The 16,066-nt window shown below is 69.2% G+C and carries 12 protein-coding genes and 1 pseudogene; 11 read left to right on the forward strand and 2 right to left on the reverse strand.

The window, feature by feature from the left end; translation table 11 throughout:
- Positions 1–4: 4 nt before the first annotated feature.
- Positions 5–280 (reverse strand): nuclear transport factor 2 family protein, encoded by a 276-nt coding sequence (locus OV208_RS09800; RefSeq protein WP_324291363.1) that lies wholly within the window; start codon positions 278–280, stop codon positions 5–7.
- Here OV208_RS09800 and OV208_RS09805 point away from each other — a divergent pair.
- The 5 genes and pseudogenes from OV208_RS09805 to OV208_RS09825 all read left to right on the forward strand — a co-directional run.
- Positions 227–340 (forward strand): annotated as a pseudogene (locus OV208_RS09805) (IS5/IS1182 family transposase); the annotation flags it as partial. The gene OV208_RS09800 and the pseudogene OV208_RS09805 sit on opposite strands and share 54 nt — an antisense overlap.
- 223 nt (positions 341–563) lie before the next feature.
- Positions 564–1,574, forward strand: a complete 1,011-nt coding sequence (locus OV208_RS09810) for a DUF2169 family type VI secretion system accessory protein (protein WP_267573570.1) — start codon at positions 564–566, stop codon at positions 1,572–1,574.
- Complete coding sequence (locus OV208_RS09815; protein ID WP_267573571.1) at positions 1,571–2,620, forward strand: hypothetical protein; 1,050 nt, start codon at positions 1,571–1,573, stop codon at positions 2,618–2,620. The genes OV208_RS09810 and OV208_RS09815 overlap by 4 nt, the downstream gene beginning before the upstream one ends.
- Positions 2,621–2,633: 13 nt before the next feature.
- Positions 2,634–3,785 (forward strand): DUF4150 domain-containing protein, encoded by a 1,152-nt coding sequence (locus OV208_RS09820; RefSeq protein ID WP_267573572.1) that lies wholly within the window; start codon positions 2,634–2,636, stop codon positions 3,783–3,785.
- The gene (locus OV208_RS09825) at positions 3,770–4,525 is read left to right on the forward strand and encodes an SMI1/KNR4 family protein (RefSeq protein WP_267573573.1); all 756 of its coding nucleotides are present in this window, start codon (positions 3,770–3,772) and stop codon (positions 4,523–4,525) included. The genes OV208_RS09820 and OV208_RS09825 overlap by 16 nt, the downstream gene beginning before the upstream one ends.
- Before the next feature lie 44 nt (positions 4,526–4,569).
- Here OV208_RS09825 and OV208_RS09830 read toward each other — a convergent pair whose 3' ends face one another.
- Positions 4,570–5,763, reverse strand: coding sequence for a DUF4388 domain-containing protein (locus tag OV208_RS09830; RefSeq protein ID WP_267573574.1), 1,194 nt, complete (start codon positions 5,761–5,763; stop codon positions 4,570–4,572).
- Positions 5,764–6,005: 242 nt separating this feature from the next.
- Here OV208_RS09830 and trpS point away from each other — a divergent pair, with 242 nt between their 5' ends.
- From trpS to OV208_RS09860, 6 genes are all read left to right on the forward strand, one after another.
- The gene (gene trpS, locus OV208_RS09835; protein WP_267573575.1) at positions 6,006–7,019 is read left to right on the forward strand and encodes a tryptophan--tRNA ligase; all 1,014 of its coding nucleotides are present in this window, start codon (positions 6,006–6,008) and stop codon (positions 7,017–7,019) included.
- 144 nt (positions 7,020–7,163) lie between these two features.
- Positions 7,164–8,039: a segregation and condensation protein A gene (locus OV208_RS09840; RefSeq protein ID WP_267573576.1), complete on the forward strand. Its 876-nt coding sequence runs from the start codon at positions 7,164–7,166 to the stop codon at positions 8,037–8,039.
- The gene (gene scpB, locus OV208_RS09845; RefSeq protein WP_267573577.1) at positions 8,026–9,021 is read left to right on the forward strand and encodes an SMC-Scp complex subunit ScpB; all 996 of its coding nucleotides are present in this window, start codon (positions 8,026–8,028) and stop codon (positions 9,019–9,021) included. Before OV208_RS09840 ends, scpB begins: the two co-directional genes overlap by 14 nt.
- Before the next feature lie 32 nt (positions 9,022–9,053).
- Positions 9,054–11,639 (forward strand): pseudouridine synthase, encoded by a 2,586-nt coding sequence (locus OV208_RS09850; RefSeq protein WP_267573578.1) that lies wholly within the window; start codon positions 9,054–9,056, stop codon positions 11,637–11,639.
- A gap of 97 nt (positions 11,640–11,736) precedes the next feature.
- Complete coding sequence (locus OV208_RS09855; protein ID WP_267573579.1) at positions 11,737–13,848, forward strand: HEAT repeat domain-containing protein; 2,112 nt, start codon at positions 11,737–11,739, stop codon at positions 13,846–13,848.
- Positions 13,849–16,005, forward strand: a complete 2,157-nt coding sequence (locus OV208_RS09860) for a cyclic nucleotide-binding domain-containing protein (RefSeq protein WP_267573580.1) — start codon at positions 13,849–13,851, stop codon at positions 16,003–16,005.
- The last annotated feature ends 61 nt before the right edge of the window (positions 16,006–16,066 follow it).

Below are 16,066 nucleotides of genomic sequence, written 5' to 3' on the forward strand. Positions count from 1 at the left end.
CGCTCTAGTGCTCGACGATCTTCCCGTCCTCGAAGCGGAAGAGGTCGAAGCCAATCTTGGGACCGAAGAAGTCGTAGTCGGTATGGGCGAAGACGAAGTCGCCGTCCTGGAACACCCGCATGGTGTTCACCCTGGCGGAGCCCTTGGGCAGCGCCTGCAGGAGCGCGCCGAAGCCGGCGAGTCCGTCCGCGGCACCCAGGTTGTGCTGGGTTGAGTGTACTTGTCCGGGTGGATGACGCGCGAGCGGCGCCTGGCTCGCGACTACGAGCGTCACGAGCACTCATCCGAAACCTTCATCCACATCGCGATGACTGGCCTCATGTTGCGCCGCCTTGCATAGCAGCCCAATTCAACAGCACTAAAGGCCGACACGCCGAATGGAAGGCCTGCTCACGGTTGACCCGGACTTCCTCGGTCAGAGCAGACAGAATCGGGTGAGCCCTGGCCAGGACCCCATGGTGCATGAGCTTGAATGTGTCTAAGATGGAGGGTGGGGAGGAGATGATGGCGGACCCCTCAAGGGGCATGCTCGGAGGTGCCGCATCATGGCTTCGCACTGACCTATGTGGGCGCTGAAGAACCACACGGCGTATGCCGCTGAACGCAACTGGACGCGCGACAAGGATGGATTGCATTGGTGGCTCGTCGCTGTCAGGGCAACGTTCGACATCGCGCCCGGGGGGCGACTCGTCCTCGCGGATGCGCAGCCAGTTCCCGTGATGATGCCGGAATACTTCGGCGAGTTCGGCCAATCGAGCCTGCGCCATGACTCGGACCTCCTGGCCATGAAGCCAGGCACGGACGTGCTGGTCCATGCGCATGCGCACGCTCCGAAAGGCAGGCCCGCCGAGACGGTGCCCGTGTCGTTGCGTCTGGGGCAGCTCCACAAGGTACTGGTCGTGCATGGAGAGCGCACCTTCGTCAGGGGAATACTCGGGGTGGTGCAGAGTAGACCCCAGCCATTCAAGACCCGTCCGATTCGATATGAGTTCGCGTTCGGTGGTCACGATGTGTCCGACCCCGACCCCGGCAAACATCGCCTTGACGAGCGAAACCCAATCGGCTGCGGATTCGGAACCCGAGATGGCCATCTCGTCGGCAAGCCGGCCTGCACTCTTGAGTATCCAGCGGGGGACCCGGCAAAGATGGGCCCGGCGGGATTCGGACCCATCGACTCTTCCTGGCTGCCGCGGCGCAAGCTCGCGGGAACCTACGACGTACGGTGGGCACGGACGAAAAAGCCACTGCTGCCGGATGACCATGAACCCGCCTTCGCGCTGAGTGCTCCCGCAGACCAGCGGACAGGGAGACCTTTGGTGGGCGGAGAGCGTGTCGAACTCACGAACATGACACATGAGGGAGTGCTGCGCTTCGAACTTCCCAGCATCTTGATCGGCCTCACCACGCACATAGGCAGCCGGCGCCAGGAGCACGGTGCACGCCTGACCACGGTCCTCGTCGAGCCTGAAGAGCGGCGGCTCAGCCTGGTGTGGCAGGGGGCGCTGCACGTTCCAGCCCCGGACGCGGACTACCTCGACACGACGGAGATTGCCGAGCGGAAGGGCACGACATGACCGCCGAGGTCGAGGTGGTGGCCGTCGGTGCGCGCACTCCCGTCGGATATACTGCTGAGAGTAGTGCGGCGGCCGTGCGCGCAGGCATCTCCCGGTACGCCGAGTACCCCTTCCTCAGTGCACAGGGTGAGCCGGTCGTGGTCGCTTCTGACGGTCTGCTCGACCGGAAGCTGGAAGGGCGAGAACGGCTCGCGCCCCTGTTAGAAAGTGTGCTCGGACAGGTGGAGGAAAAGCTGGGCCCAGACGTCGTCCAGGGGTGCCGGATCCGGCTGTTGCTCGCGCTGCCCGAGGCGCGTCCCGGATTCTCCGAGGACGACGCGGTGTGGATTGCCAGCGCCATGAAGGCCCGATTCCGAGGGATGGACGCTCACACGAATGTCATGACGATCGGACGTGGGCACGCCGGAGCGATGCTCGCCATCGAGCAGGTGGCGAGAGAGAGCTCTAATGGAAGGGATGCCCTGTTCCTGGTGGCCGGCGCCGACAGCTACCACCACGCAGAGACGTTCATCTGGCTGGAGCGGGGCCGCCGGTTCGCGCAGCCGGGGGTTCGCGGCGGCTTCACCCCTGGCGAGGGAGCCGGGTGCCTCGCGCTGATGAGTGCGGGGCTGCGCCGCAGATTGCGGCTCCCCCGGCTGGCTGTCGTGCGTGGAGTGAGCACCGCTCAGGAACGCCAGCTGCGCGATAGCAGCACGGGCTCGTTTGGCGTCGGAATGGCACAGGCCGTGGAAGGTGCCATGGCGGGACTCGACCTGCCTCGCGAAGGCATCGACGACCTGTACACGGACATCAATGGCGAGCGATATCGCAGCGAGGAGTGGGGCTTCGCAGCGTTGCGGACGCCGTCAGTTTGGAAGTCCGCCGGCTACAGGGCCCCGAGCGACTGCTGGGGCGACGTGGGCGCTGCGTCTGGAGTGCTCGGAGGTATCCTGGCTGTCCGGGCTTTCGCACGAGGCTACGCGCGTGGCCCTCGGGCCATGGTGCTGGCAGGTTCTGATGGCGGGCTGCGCGGCGCGCTGGCCTTGCAATCACCGCAAGTGGAGTGAAGAGGAGGGAGCGATGACGAAGGTCTCAGTGAATGCGCCCAAGACTCCGGTCACCGAAAGCAGTAGTGGGGTTGCCGCAGCGACACTGCCCAACGTGTGCAAGATGCCCGGCCCCCCGGCACCCTTCGTGCCGACGCCGCTTCCCAACATCGGCAAGAGCGGAACGGACCCCAAGAAGTATTCGAAGACCGTGACGATAGATGGAAAGAAGGTGGCGATCCGGGGATCCACCTTCGGCTCCATGGGCGACGTGGCCAGCAAGGGGACGGGGGGCGGCATCGTCTCCGCCAACGTGGAGGGCCCGACGAGCTTCGTAGGCCCCGGGTCGATGGATACGAAGATCGAGGGAAAGAACGTCCAGTTGCTGGGCGACCCCATGCTCAACAACTGTGGGCCGGGCGGAAGCCCAGCCAACGCGGCGACAATGATGGGTGTGATCCAGGTGAGTGGACTCGTCACGATCGTCGACGGAAAGGACGTCTGCCCTGTCTGCAGGAAGACCCATGGCGCACTGGAAGAGACCCCCACGACGACCCTGGACGCCGCGCAACTGGCCCGGAAGCTCGGGCAGAAGGTGCGGACCAGTAACTCCTCCTTTCCTCCGACCATGCTCGGCGTGGTTCAGTGCAAATGCGGCAAGAAACAGAAGTACGCCGACCAGTCGGGCAGTACGCACTGGCAGCTCTACCAAAGCGTGAAGGAACTCGGCTGGGGCGCACCTGCCAGGGAGTCCGTGATCGATCCCGCGACTGGAAAGCCTGAAAAAAGCCAGAAGAACCGGGTCCGCGACTTCCTCCTGGAACGACACAGAAGCCAGGAGAAGGTGGTTCAGAACGCATGGGCAAGGGCCCATGTGCGCTTCGATAAATACACGAAGCGCGAGGCGTCGAACGCTTCCTATCCGCCGGGGTCCTGTGCTGCCCCCAAGGCGCTCATGCTCGTGTTGCAGGACAACGCCCATCCTGGGGCCATTACCGAGCGCTGGTTCCACCCCGAGAAGCTTTCGACAAGCGGGGAGATCAAGTACCTGGATGCAAAGAGCGGCAAACCGAACGAGCGGAAATTCGCCCATGGGGAAACCGTCCCCCCGTGTGGTGCGTGCGAGCTCATCATTCCCCTGCTGCTCTGCCCCGGAGATGAGAAAAAGCAATGTCAGCACACGTGAAAGAGTCTGAACTGGAGTCGCTGCTCCTGAGAGTCGTACCGGGGCTCGCGGATCAGTGGCAGGGGGCTACACCCGACGAAATCGAGCAGATTGAGCACCTCGCCGGGCGCCCCCTGCCTTCATTCTATCGGTGGTTCCTGTCCCGCATGGGCAACAGCATGGGGCGCCTGGCCTATCCGACCCTGGACTTCTCGGCGCAGCGTGCACTCGCCTGTCACGCGGAGAAGTGGGTTGCGTCCGAGCCACGGTTCCTCTTCATCGCGTACAGCTCCGACGAGGTGATGCCTCTGCATGCCTTCTATGACCTGGAGGCACCAGCGCGTGCGGATGCGCTGGTGACGGTGCGGGACGCCCTGGGCAATGAACAGCACGACCGATTCGAGACCTTCCGCGAGATGCTGGCGTGGGGCGCCTTCCTGCAGTTTCGGGTCGGCATCATGCCGCAGCAGTGTGAGGGCATGATCACCGGAGAGCCCGCTGGACTTCTCTCTCGGCTCGACCCCGTGATGAACCGCCTCGGCTTCACGCAGCCGGTGCCTACGGGCACCTATTGCAGGCTGTATGAACGGGCCGATGCCGCCATGATCTGTAGCAGCCCTCCGAGCGCGGATTTCGAGGGGAGCCAGGTCTTCACGCTCGGCGGCGGCGATGAGGGGACACTTCGGAGGATCTTGGGTGAGATCGCCACCGAGCCCTCTCTGGAGGTCGAAGTCGACGAGTGGACGCCGAAGCTCGGGTGAACGGCTCATCTCCCGCTGGGTGCCGTCACCTACGGCGGCACAGCTCAGCCCCCGCCCATCAAATCCCCCAGGTTCAGCCCGTACGGATCCGTCGTGGTGCGCCGGGGGGAAGAAGGCTCCACGGCCCCGTCCGCCAGGGGCGCCACGCGGATGAGCCCCGCCTCCATCAGCCGGTACACCGACCGCGACGCGGCCAGCTCTCCCATCGCCGCCGTGCGCAGCGCCTGGCGGATGCTCCGGCTGCCTCGCAGCTTCGAATACAGATACAGATCATCCGCCGTCAGGTCCGCCGGGGCAGGGCGGGGGATGGGTTCGAACACCAGCCTCCCATCCAGCGCGAACAGCTCATCACTCAACGCCAGCGTCAGCCCCACCTCCGCCTCGCGGTACAGCGCGTGCGCCTCCGGCACCGGGCCCCGCTCCAACACCTGCGCCGCCAGCGCCACCGCGTGGTCGTACTTGCGCGACGACAGGAACGCCCGCACCAGCGCCAGCAGCTCCGTGAACTCCGTGGACTCACCCACCTGCGGACCCTTCGCCCGGTGCGGCGCCAGCGCGCCCCGCCGGTACAGGTGCAGCACCCACCGCGCGGCGAACAGCGGGGCTTCCCTCGCGCTCGCCAGCAGCTCACCCAGCGTGGCCCCTCCAGCCGCCAGATCCAGCAGCACGTCCTCCTCCTCGGAGAAGGTCTCCACCGCGAACTCGCGGAACACGCGGAACGTCGTGTCCAGTCGGGGGAAGATCTCCCGGAACACCGCCCACTCGCGCAGGCGCGCCACCGCGTCCCGGTGCAGCGTCCCCATGGGCAACCGCAGCCCCACCGCCCGAGCAGACAGCGGCAGCCCCGGCGTGAACTCCACCTCGCCCGACTCCCAGGCGTAGCAGTCGAACAACGCCTCGCGCGCCTTGTGCTCCATCGCCTCGATGAGCTGCGACAGCTCCACGAAACAGCGCTGCACCAGGAAGGTGCCGTAGGGCAGGTTCGCCCCCTCCGCCGCCTCGAACGCCGCCGCCGCCCGGGGCGCGTCCAGGATGCGCAGGTTCACCAGCACCTGCGCCAGATGCTCTCTTGGCTCCGTGGAGGCCACCCCCACCAGGTGCCCGTCCCGCAGGTAGAACTCCCGGCGGACCGCGCCTCGCTCCACCCGCAGCGTCCCCTCCAACCCTGGCGCCGTGTAGAGCGGCGGCAACACCAACTGGAGCCGGTAGCTGGCCAGGTTTCCTGTGAACGCTTCCATCCGTGGGCGCCCTCCAAGGCGGGCTGATGCATCCGTCACCCACAGGGTAGCGACAGACCCGAGCCCTCTCAACCCCCCGGAACTGCTCGCATTTTCCTGGCCGGCGGCATTATTCCAGTGAAGGACCCGGCTTGGATGTCGGGCGTTCGCCACAGGGCGCCGCCGTCAACGGAAGGTTGCAGGGGCGCGGCGGGTATGCGAACGAGCCGTGTCCTCCACCCGTCAAAGGAATCGCAATCCCCATGCGCATTCTCTCAGGTGTCCAGTCGTCCGGAAGGCTGCACATTGGCAACTATTACGGGGCCATGCGGCAGTTCGTGCAGCTCCAGGATCAGGGCGAGGCCTACTACTTCATCGCCAACTACCACGCGCTCAACACCGTGCGGGAGCCGAAGCTCGCGCAGGAGCTGACGCGCGAAGCGGCGCTCACGTACCTGTCGCTGGGCCTGGATCCGAAGAAGGCCGTCCTCTTCCGCCAGAGCGACGTGAAGGAAGTCGCGGAGCTCTACTGGATCCTCGGCACCGTGGTGCCGCAGTCGAACCTGGAGCGCGCCACCAGCTACAAGGACAAGGTCGCGCAGGGCATCAGCCCGGACTTCGGCCTCTTCGCCTACCCGGTGCTGATGGCCGCGGACATCCTGCTCTACAGCGCGGACGCCGTGCCGGTGGGCAAGGATCAGATCCAGCACATCGAGTTCGCGCGCGACTGGGCCGTGAAGTTCAACACCCAGTACGTCCCCGGCTACGACCCGGCGGATCCGGACGGCAAGGAGCGGGGCCACTCGCCCGGCATCCTCAAACTGCCCGCCGCCTACATCCAGGAGTCCGCCGCGACGGTGCCCGGCATCGACGGGCGCAAGATGTCCAAGTCCTACGGCAACACGCTGGAGCTCTTCGGCGACGAGAAGGACCTCAAGAAGCGCATCATGTCCATCAAGACGGACTCCACTCCGGTGGAGGCGCCCAAGCCCACCACGGACGCGCCGCTCTATGACCTGCTCAAGCTGATGCTCCCGGCCTCCGAGTTCGCGGAGGTGGACGCGACCTGGAAGGCCGGCGGCAAGGGCTACGGCGACTACAAGAAGAAGCTGCTGGAGGCGTTCCACACCACCTTCGGCCCCGCCCGCCAGCGCCGCTCGGAGCTGCTCGCGGACCCGGGGGAGCTGGAGCGCATCCTCCAGGACGGCGCCCAGCGCGCCCGCGCCGAGGCCACCCGCCTGATGGACCAGATCCGCAGGGCCGTGGGAATCCCCTGAACACGCGTTCCTGTTCGAATGTTTGACCCACCTGGAAGGCACTGTTAAGGAGGTCTGTCCCCCCCGGCACGCGCTAAAGGCCGGAAATTCGGGCCCTTGCGAGATGACGAAGCCCCTCCCAACCCCCCCGAAGGACGCCGTCCGGTGAGCGAAGGTCGTAAGCCACCACCGCCTGACGACCTCCCACCGGACCCGGACGGGGAGGGGACGCCGCGCACACCCGCCGATGCCTTCCGGGTGGCGCTGCCCAATTTCGAGGGGCCCCTCGACCTGCTGCTCCATCTCATCAAGGAGCATCGGGTCGACATCTTCGACATCCCGCTGGCGCTCATCACGGGGAAGTACCTGGAGTACCTGGAGCGGATGCGGGAGCTGAACCTGGACATCGCCGGGGAGTTCCTGGTGATGGCCTCCACCCTGGCGCACCTGAAGAGCCGCATGCTCCTGCCCCGGCAGGACGCGGCCCAGGTGCCCGAAGGGGCGGACGCGCTCGCGGCGGTGGAGGAGGCGCAGGACCCCCGCGCGGAGCTGGTGCGCAGGCTCCTGGAGTACCAGAAGTACAAGGACGCCGCCGAGCACATGGCCAAGCAGGACATCCTGGACCGGGATGTCTTCACGCGCCGGGTGCCGGTGGAGGCCGTGCCCATCCCGGACGATGAAATCGGGCTCCAGGAGATCTCGGTCCTGAAGCTGGTGGAGGCGCTCGACCGGGTGCTGGAGCGCCTGACGCCCAAGGTGCAGCACGAGGTGGTGCTGGAGCGGGTGAGCCTGTCCGAGGCCATCCTCCGGCTGGCCGACCGGCTGCGCAAGGACGGGCAGGTGGTGTTCGAGGCGCTGTTCACGGAGGCGGCCACGCGCCAGGAGGTGGTCATCACCTTCATCGCCATGCTGGAGATGGTGAAGCGCCGCCTCATCAAGATTTCCCAGGCGGAGCCCCTGGGTCCCATCCAGGTGATTCCCAACGGGGACGCGCTGGAACAGCTGCGCCCCACGGAGGTTGACGAGAGTGACTACCGGTAACGGTCCCGACGACGGTGACGAGACGCCCGCCCCCGGCACGCCCGGAGGCCCCGGCCAGTTCTCCGAGGAGGAGATCGCCGCCGTCACCGGCCCCGGTCCCGACGACGCGGAGCTGGACGGGGTGGAGCCCGCCGCCATCGAGGAGGACTCGGACGACAACGTCCCGGACCTCCAGAGCTCCTTCGAAAAGCTCGTCTCCAAGAGCCGCAACCTGTCCGCGGACCGCATCCGCACGGTGCTGGAGAGCGTGCTTTTCGTCGCCGAACGGCCCCTGTCCGTGGACGAGCTGTACCAGGCGACCGGCATCCACCGGGAAGCCATCACCCAGGCGCTGGATCAGCTCTCCGGGATCCACAGGGAGGGCATCAGCGGCATCGTGCTGTACGAGGTGGCGGGCGGCTGGCAGTTCCGCACGGACCCCCATTCCGCCGAGTACGTCCGGCGCTACCTCCGGGTGAAGCCGCAGCGTCTGACGCGGGCCGCCGTGGAGACCCTGGCCATCATCGCCTACCGGCAGCCTGTCACCCGGCCGGAGCTGGAGGACATCCGCGGCGTGGACTGCGGCGCCGTCTTGAAGGCCCTGATGGACCGCAAGCTGGTGAAAATCCTGGGCAAGCGGGAAGAAGTCGGCCGCCCCATTCTTTATGGAACCACGCGCGAGTTCCTGGAGTTCTTCGCGCTGAAAGACCTGTCAGCGCTCCCCACGCTGCGGGAATTCCATGAATTGACCCAGGAGCACCGGGACATCGTGGAGAAGGAAGTGGCGCCGCCAGTACCCGTGGCGTTGGGGACGGTCCAGGCGCTGTCGGACCCGGGTTTCACGAAGCGGATGGAGAAGAACGAGGCGGCCAGTGAGGCCGCCCTGGAGGAGCTGGAAGAGGCCATGGCCGCCGCGGAGCGGACCCAGAAGGTCAGTTCCAGCGCCCTGGAAAGCCCCCCATCACCCTTGAAGGGTGATAGCGAGGGCCCCAAGCCCGAGTGACGGGCCGAATTGGAATGGAAGAAGGCTAAGGCATGGCGGCGGAACGTTTGCAGAAGTACCTGGCTCGCGCGGGAGTGGCATCGCGCCGGCACGCAGAGGAACTCATCACCAGCGGTCGGGTGGGAGTCAACAACGAGACGGTGACGGAGCTGGGCAGTCGTGTGACGCCGGGCGAGGACCTGGTCACCGTGGATGGGAAGCTCGTCACGCCGCCGGAAGAATCGTCGTACTACCTGCTCTACAAGCCCATCGGCGTCGTGACGACGCTGTCGGATCCGCAGGGCCGTCCGACCGTCGCCAACTACGTGGAGGAGACGGGCCGTCGCCTGTTCCCCGTGGGCCGCCTGGACTACGACGCGGAGGGCGCGCTGCTCTTCACGGACGACGGAGCGCTGGCGCACAAGCTCACGCACCCCAGCTTCCAGGTGCCGCGCACGTACCTGGCGAAGGTGAAGGGCGTGCCGGACATGCCCACGATTGAAAAGCTGCGCGGCGGCGTGCGTCTGGAAGACGGCATGGCGACGCCCGTGTACGTGGGCATCTTCGAGAAGGTCGAGCGCAACACCTGGCTGAAGATCGTCGTGGCCGAAGGCCGGCCGCACCTCATCAAGCGCCTGTGCGCGGCGGTGGGCCACCCGGTGGTGCGCCTGTTCCGTCCGGCCTACGCGGGCATCGGCGTGGAAGGCCTGCGTCCCGGCCAGCTGCGGCAGTTGAAGCTCGCGGAGGTGACGCAGCTCAACGAGGTCGCGGAAGGTCGCGCGCAGCCCGCGGAAGCGGAGATGAAGCTGCCGCCGCGCCGCCACGGCCGTGCCGCGCCGGGCTTCGACGGTCCGGACGACGACGATGTCGAGCTGTCCATGGACGACGAGCTGCCGCCGCCTCCGCGCAAGTCCGCGGCCAAGGCTGCCAAGGCGGACCGCGGGGACAAGAAGGCCCCCACGGGTCCGAAGACCCGCGAGGCCCGTCCGGAGCGCAAGGAGTGGAAGGGCGTGCAGGACGGTGGCACGCGTCCGCCGAAGTTCGCGGTGCGCGGTGCGACGCTGCCCTCCGAGGGCGAGGACATGGAGGAGGGCTTCGATGACTCCGACGTGCCGACGTTCGACGATGAGGGCGAGGAAGTGACGGAGCCGAAGGCCGCTGCGGGCCGGGGTGCTCGCGCTTCCGAAGGCAAGCCCGCGGGGGCTCGCGGCGCTGGTGGTGGTTTCGGCAAGCCGGCCGGTGCGGGTCGTGGCGGGGACGAGGGTGCTCCTCGGGGCCGCTTCGCGAAGTCGGACGGTGAGCGCGCGCCTCGTGCGGGTGGCTTCGGCAAGCCGGCCGGTGATCGCGCGCCTCGGACGGGTGGCTTTGGCAAGCCGGACGGTGAGCGGGCTCCTCGTGCGGGTGGCTTTGGCAAGCCTGCCGGTGGCAGCCGCTTCGGCGGTGACGAGGGTGGTGCTCCTCGCGGCCGTTTCGCGAAGTCGGACGGCGATCGCGCGCCTCGGGCCGGTGGCTTCGGTAAGCCGGCGGGTCGCTTCGGCAAGCCGGACGGTGAGCGGGCTCCTCGTGCTGGTGGGTTCGGCAAGCCCGCGGGTGGCAGCCGCTTCGGTGGCGACGAGGGTAGTGCTCCTCGCGGCCGTTTCGCGAAGTCGGACGGTGATCGCGCTCCCCGGTCCGGTGGTTTCGGCAAGCCGGCGGGTGATCGCCCGCCTCGTGCAGGTGGCTTCGGTAAGCCGGCCAGTGGCAGCCGCTTCGGTGGTGACGAGGGCGGCGCTCCTCGCGGCCGTTTTGCCAAGCCGGACGGTGATCGCGCTCCCCGGTCCGGTGGCTTCGGCAAGCCGGCCGGTGATCGTCCGCCTCGCGCGGGCGGCTTCGGCAAGCCGGCCGGTGGCAGCCGCTTCGGTGGTGGCGAGGGTGGTGCTCCTCGCGGCCGTTTCGCGAAGTCGGACGGTGATCGTGCGCCTCGGGCCGGCGGCTTCGGTAAGCCGGCGGGTCGCTTCGGCAAGCCGGACGGTGATCGTGCGCCTCGGGCCGGCGGCTTCGGTAAGCCGGCGGGTCGCTTCGGCAAGCCGGACGGTGATCGTGCGCCTCGGGCCGGTGGCTTCGGCAAGCCGGCGGGTCGCTTCGGCAAGCCGGACGGTGATCGCGCGCCGCGCGCTGGTGGGTTCGGCAAGCCGGCGGGTCGCTTCAGCCGTGACGAGGGCGGTGCTCCCCGTGGCGGCGCCCGGTTCGGCAAGCCGGCCGGTGGGGCTCGCTTCAGCAAGCCCGCGGGTGGCAGCCGCTTCGGTGGTGGTGAAGGCGGTGCTCCTCGCGGCGGTGCCCGGTTCGGCAAGCCGGCCGGTGGGGCTCGCTTCGGCAAGCCCGCGGGGGCTGGCGCGTCGCGCGGCGAAGGCCGTCCCGAGCGTCGTGAGTGGAAGCCCCGTGGCGAGGACTCCGGCAGCCGGGGTCCCCCGCGCGCCAGCCGTGGTGGCGTGGGCCGTACGCCCCGTTCCCCGAGTGCGAGCGCGAGCCGCTCCGGCGACTCCGCCCGGCCCACCGGCGAGCGCATCGTGCGCGCCGGCATCCGCAAGGGTCCTCCGGGCGAGGGGGGCGGCGCCAGCAAGGGCGCCGGCTTCTCCAAGGGTCCCCGCCGTCCTCGCTAGGACATCCATCCTCCCGGGTCGTGCCGTCGGTGGGCGGCCCGGGGGGGCGTTGATATAACCGCCGCCTACCTCCACCGTCCGCCTCTCCGGGAGAACGATGCGACCCAGCGTGCGCCCCCTTTTCCTCGCCCTGGCCCTGCTCGCCGGGTGCAACGGCAACAGGGATCAGCTCCTCGCGGAGATCCAGGACTCCCGTCCGGAGATCCGCGCCGCGGCCGTGAAGAAACTGGCCGACCAGAACAACGCGGACGACCTGGTCCTCTTCACGCGCGCGGCCAAGGACCTCTCCGCCATCGTCCGCGGTGAGGCCGCGGGCGCGCTCGGCGAAAGCCAGGACCCCCGCGTGGTGGACCTGCTCGGCGAACTGCTCGAGGACGCGGACGAGTCCGTGCAGGGCAAGGCAGCCCTGGCGCTCGCCAAGGTGAAGAGCGACAAGGCCAAGGCCTACCTCACGCTCCAGTACGGACGCCGGGGCCGCGCCACGCGGCAGATCATCGTCCAGGCCCTCAAGAGCGCGAACGTCCCTGGCGCCATGGCGACCGTCGTCGCCGCGGAATCCAAGGGCCTCTGGGAGCGCAACCTCCTGGCCCTCACCGAAGGCGCGCTCCCGGAACGCGTGGGCGCCGCGGAAGAGCTGGGCAAGAGCGGCCGTTCGGAGGCCATCAACCGGCTGCTGCCCATGGTGCGCGACAGCCAGGTCATCCTCGCCGCCGCCGCCGTGCGCGGACTGGGCGACGCGGGCGATCCCCGCGCCGTGGCGCCCATCGCGCTGCTGCTCGACGAAAGCTTCCCGGAGCTGCGCGAGTCCGCCATCAGCGCGCTGATGAAGCTGCAGGATCCGACCTCCGCCACGCGGCTCCAGGCGGTGGCGGTGGAGAAGAGCGCGGTGAGTCCGCTCGCCACCGACGCCATCCTGACCTTCCAGCGCACGCCGGCCACGGACGCCGCGCTGTGCGCCATCGCGCTCGACGGCGCGCGGGCGGAGGCCGAGGAAGCAGGCCGCGCCATGCGTTCGCGCGGCGGCTGCCCGGCGGATCCCATCGCGGACCGCCTCTCCCGGCCGGCCTCCGCGGCGTCGGGACTCCAGGCGGTGGTGGGCCTGGGCCCAACGGCGAAGGCGCTGCTGCCCAAGGTGACGCCGTGGCTCAACCAGCCGGACGTCGCGCTGCGCACGCTCGCGGTGGAGGCGGTGACGAGCGTGGGCGATGCCTCCGTGGCCCCCGCGCTCCAGAAGCTCTACGAGCAGGAGGTCGCCGGGCTCGCGACGCTGCGCGCGGACTGGGTGCCGACCGCGCTGCCCCTGAAGTACAGCGCGGAGCTGGATCCGGCCGCCCCGCGTCCTGCGTCGAAGAAGGAGGACAGCAAGGCGGGCAAGCACGCGCAGCTCTTCGACCGGCTCCAGGCGCTCAACGTGGCGCGGGCGAAGGGGGCAGGGCGCGCGGTGGTGGCTCCGCGCGTGCCTTCCGAGCTGAGCGACGACGTGGATCCCTCGAAGCTCGAACCGTTGGCCAGGCTGCTGACGGGGCTGGGCGCGGTCAAGGCTCCCGGCGCGCTGGAGGTGCTCAAGGGCTACACGAACGACGCCAGCCCCGTGCTGCGCGCGGCGGCCCTGGTGGGACTCGCGTACGTGGGGCCGGAGGGCGTGGAGATCACGCGCACGGCGCTGCTGGAGCCCGACCGCGAGCTGCAGAAGACGCTGGCGTTGGCGCTGGCGGAGCAGGGCGAGAGCGGACAGGTGGCGCTGGTCGCGGCGCTGCCGAAGATGGGCAGTGAGAAGCTGGTCGTCCTGGATGCGCTGACGCGCGCGGGCCCGCCGCCGGCCTCCACGTCGGAGATGCTCCAGGTGGTGGTGAAGGAGGGTGGGGCGGAGGCGGCGCTCGCGGCGATCCTGCTGGGCCGGATGGGCGCGAAGGACGCGGTGCCCACGCTGCTCAAGTCGCTCGACGACTCCAACAGCGTGGCCCGGCGCGACGTGCTGCTGGCCCTGGGCGCCATCGGCGACGCGAAGTCAGCGGAGAAGGTGGGACGCGACCTGTACCACGACCTGCCGGAGATCCGCGCCGCGGCGGCCACGGCGCTGCGCAAGATGAACACGGGCGCGGAGGCCGAGCCGCTGGATGCGCTCAAGGGTGACTACTTCCGCGAGGTGCGGAACGCCGTGGGCGCGACCCCGACGAAGGACGACAAGGTCGCTGGCGGAGCGCGGTGAATGGAGCTGCGCGCGCTCAAGGACAAGGCGACCGAGGCCTTCACCAAGGGCCGCTTCTCCAAGGCCGCGGAGCTGTACGAGGACTACTGCCGCGCTGAGCCGAAGGACCACCAGAGCCGGCTGCGCATGGGGGACGCCTGGTCCAAGGCCGGTCAGCGCGACCGCGCCGTCACCGCGTACCAGTCCGCCGCGGAGGGCTTCGCGAAAGAGGGCTTCCTGCCGCGCGCCATCGCCGCGAGCAAGCTGATCCTCGAACTGGATCCGGCGCACCAGGGCGTGCAGCAGATGCTCGCGGACCTGTACGCGCGAAGGGGCACACCGGCCACGTCCCGGGCGAAGCCGAAGGATGGCGCGCCCGCGACGCCGCAGGACACGCCCAGCCTCATCACCCAACGCGAGGTTCCGCCCGGCGCCGTCGGTCTGGCAGGGAAGGGCGCTGCGTCGGGCCTTCCTCCCACGGGGTCGCCGGGTCCGGCCTCCGCCGATGCGGCAGGCACGACGGGCTGGGCGTCCGCGCCGAGCGCGGTGCGAACGACTCCCGCGCCGCTGGAGGCAGGAGGCGCGTCGCTCGACCTGTCGGATTCGCTGCCGCCCGAGCTGGCCCTGACATCCGCGGCGTCCACCGAAGCGCGAAGCCCCCCGGTGCCCGAAGACACCGAGGTGGTCCTCTCCGTCGAGGTGGAGGTCGAGCCCCAGCATGACGAGCCCGGCTGGGACCTGACGCCCGAAGCTCCGTTGGAACCGGAAGCCTCCAGCTCCATCAACCCCATCCCCCCACGGGACACCGCCGAGAGCCAGCTCCCGGTGCCCCCCGCATCCACGCCTTCCTCCGTTGCCCGGGACCGCCAGCCTCCAGGCATGTCCGTCCGCGTCGCACCGCCGCGAACCCCGCCGTCCCCCGCCTCCATGCCCGAGCTTCCGCAGATCCGGACCCCCAGCGGACGCTGGCAGGCCCTCGCATCCCCCATCACCGGGCCTGACGTGCCCGCCGCGACGCCCCCGGCCGCCGCCGCGCCCAGGCCGTCCGCGCCTCCCGGCATGCGTCCCCGCCGCACCGACGCTGCCGCCACGCCGACGGCCCCCACGCCCGCCGCTGGCGCCACGGTCGCGCCCACCACCGCCGGTGCCCCCGAGCCCTGGCGCGCGTCCCTGCGTGTCTCCAGCTTCACGGAGCTGGAGATTGAAGCGGACTCGCTGCTTCACGCGGTGGAGCTCGCGGCCCAGCGCGGGGTCGCCGACGGCGCACCGGAGGAGGAGCCCGTCTACGAGCTGACCGAGGAAGCCGGGCCCGCCGCCGGAAGCTGGGACGCGCTGCCGTCCATCCCGCTCTTCTCCGACCTGCCGCGCGAAGCGTTCATCCAGCTCTTCGAACGCTGCCCGCTGCGCCGCTTCGGCCCCGGCGAGCGCATCCTCGCGCAGGGCAGCCACGGCGACGCCTTCTACGTCATCTGCGAAGGCAGCGTGCGCGTCTTCCGCGAGGACAACGGCCACCGTCAGGACCTGGCCACGCTGGAGGGCGGTGCCTTCTTCGGCGAGATGGCGCTGCTGTCCGGCGCCCCGCGCGCCGCGTCCGTGGAGTCCGCGTCCGACGACACGCAGGTGCTGGAGATCTCCGCGTCGGTGCTGGCCACGCTCTCCCACAGCCATCCGCCCGTGGCCCAGGCCCTCAAGAAGTTCTGCCGCGAGCGCCTGCTCACCAACGTGATGAACGGCTCCGCGTTGTTCCGCCCCTTCAACCGCAGGGACCGGCGTGGCCTGGTGGAGCGCTTCCGCGCCCGCGACGTGGAGCGCGGCGACGTCATCATCCGCGAGGGCGACGCGACCGACGGCCTCTACGTCGTCCTCTCCGGCGAGGTGGACGTGCTCAAGAACGGCCACGTGCTGTCGCGCCTGAAGGAAGGGGACCTCTTCGGAGAGATCTCCCTGCTCCAGAAGACGCCGGCCACGGCCACGGTGGAGGCCGCGCGCCACACCACGCTCCTGCGCCTGCCGCGCGAGGACTTCGACTCGCTCATCTCCAGCCACCCGCAGGTCCTGATGCTCGTCTCGGACCTGAGCGATGAGCGCCTGCGCCGCACCCAGCGCCTGCTGGACGCCGCGACGGACGCCGCCGGTCTTCCGCTCGAAGACGACGAGGACGACCTCATCCTCGTCTGACGGCGTCAAGGAACCCGACCCCACGGGTCTGCCTGGCGCCCCTCTCCCCGAGGACCGACCA

Source organism: Corallococcus sp. bb12-1, assembly GCF_026626765.1.
Taxonomy (GTDB): domain Bacteria; phylum Myxococcota; class Myxococcia; order Myxococcales; family Myxococcaceae; genus Corallococcus; species Corallococcus terminator.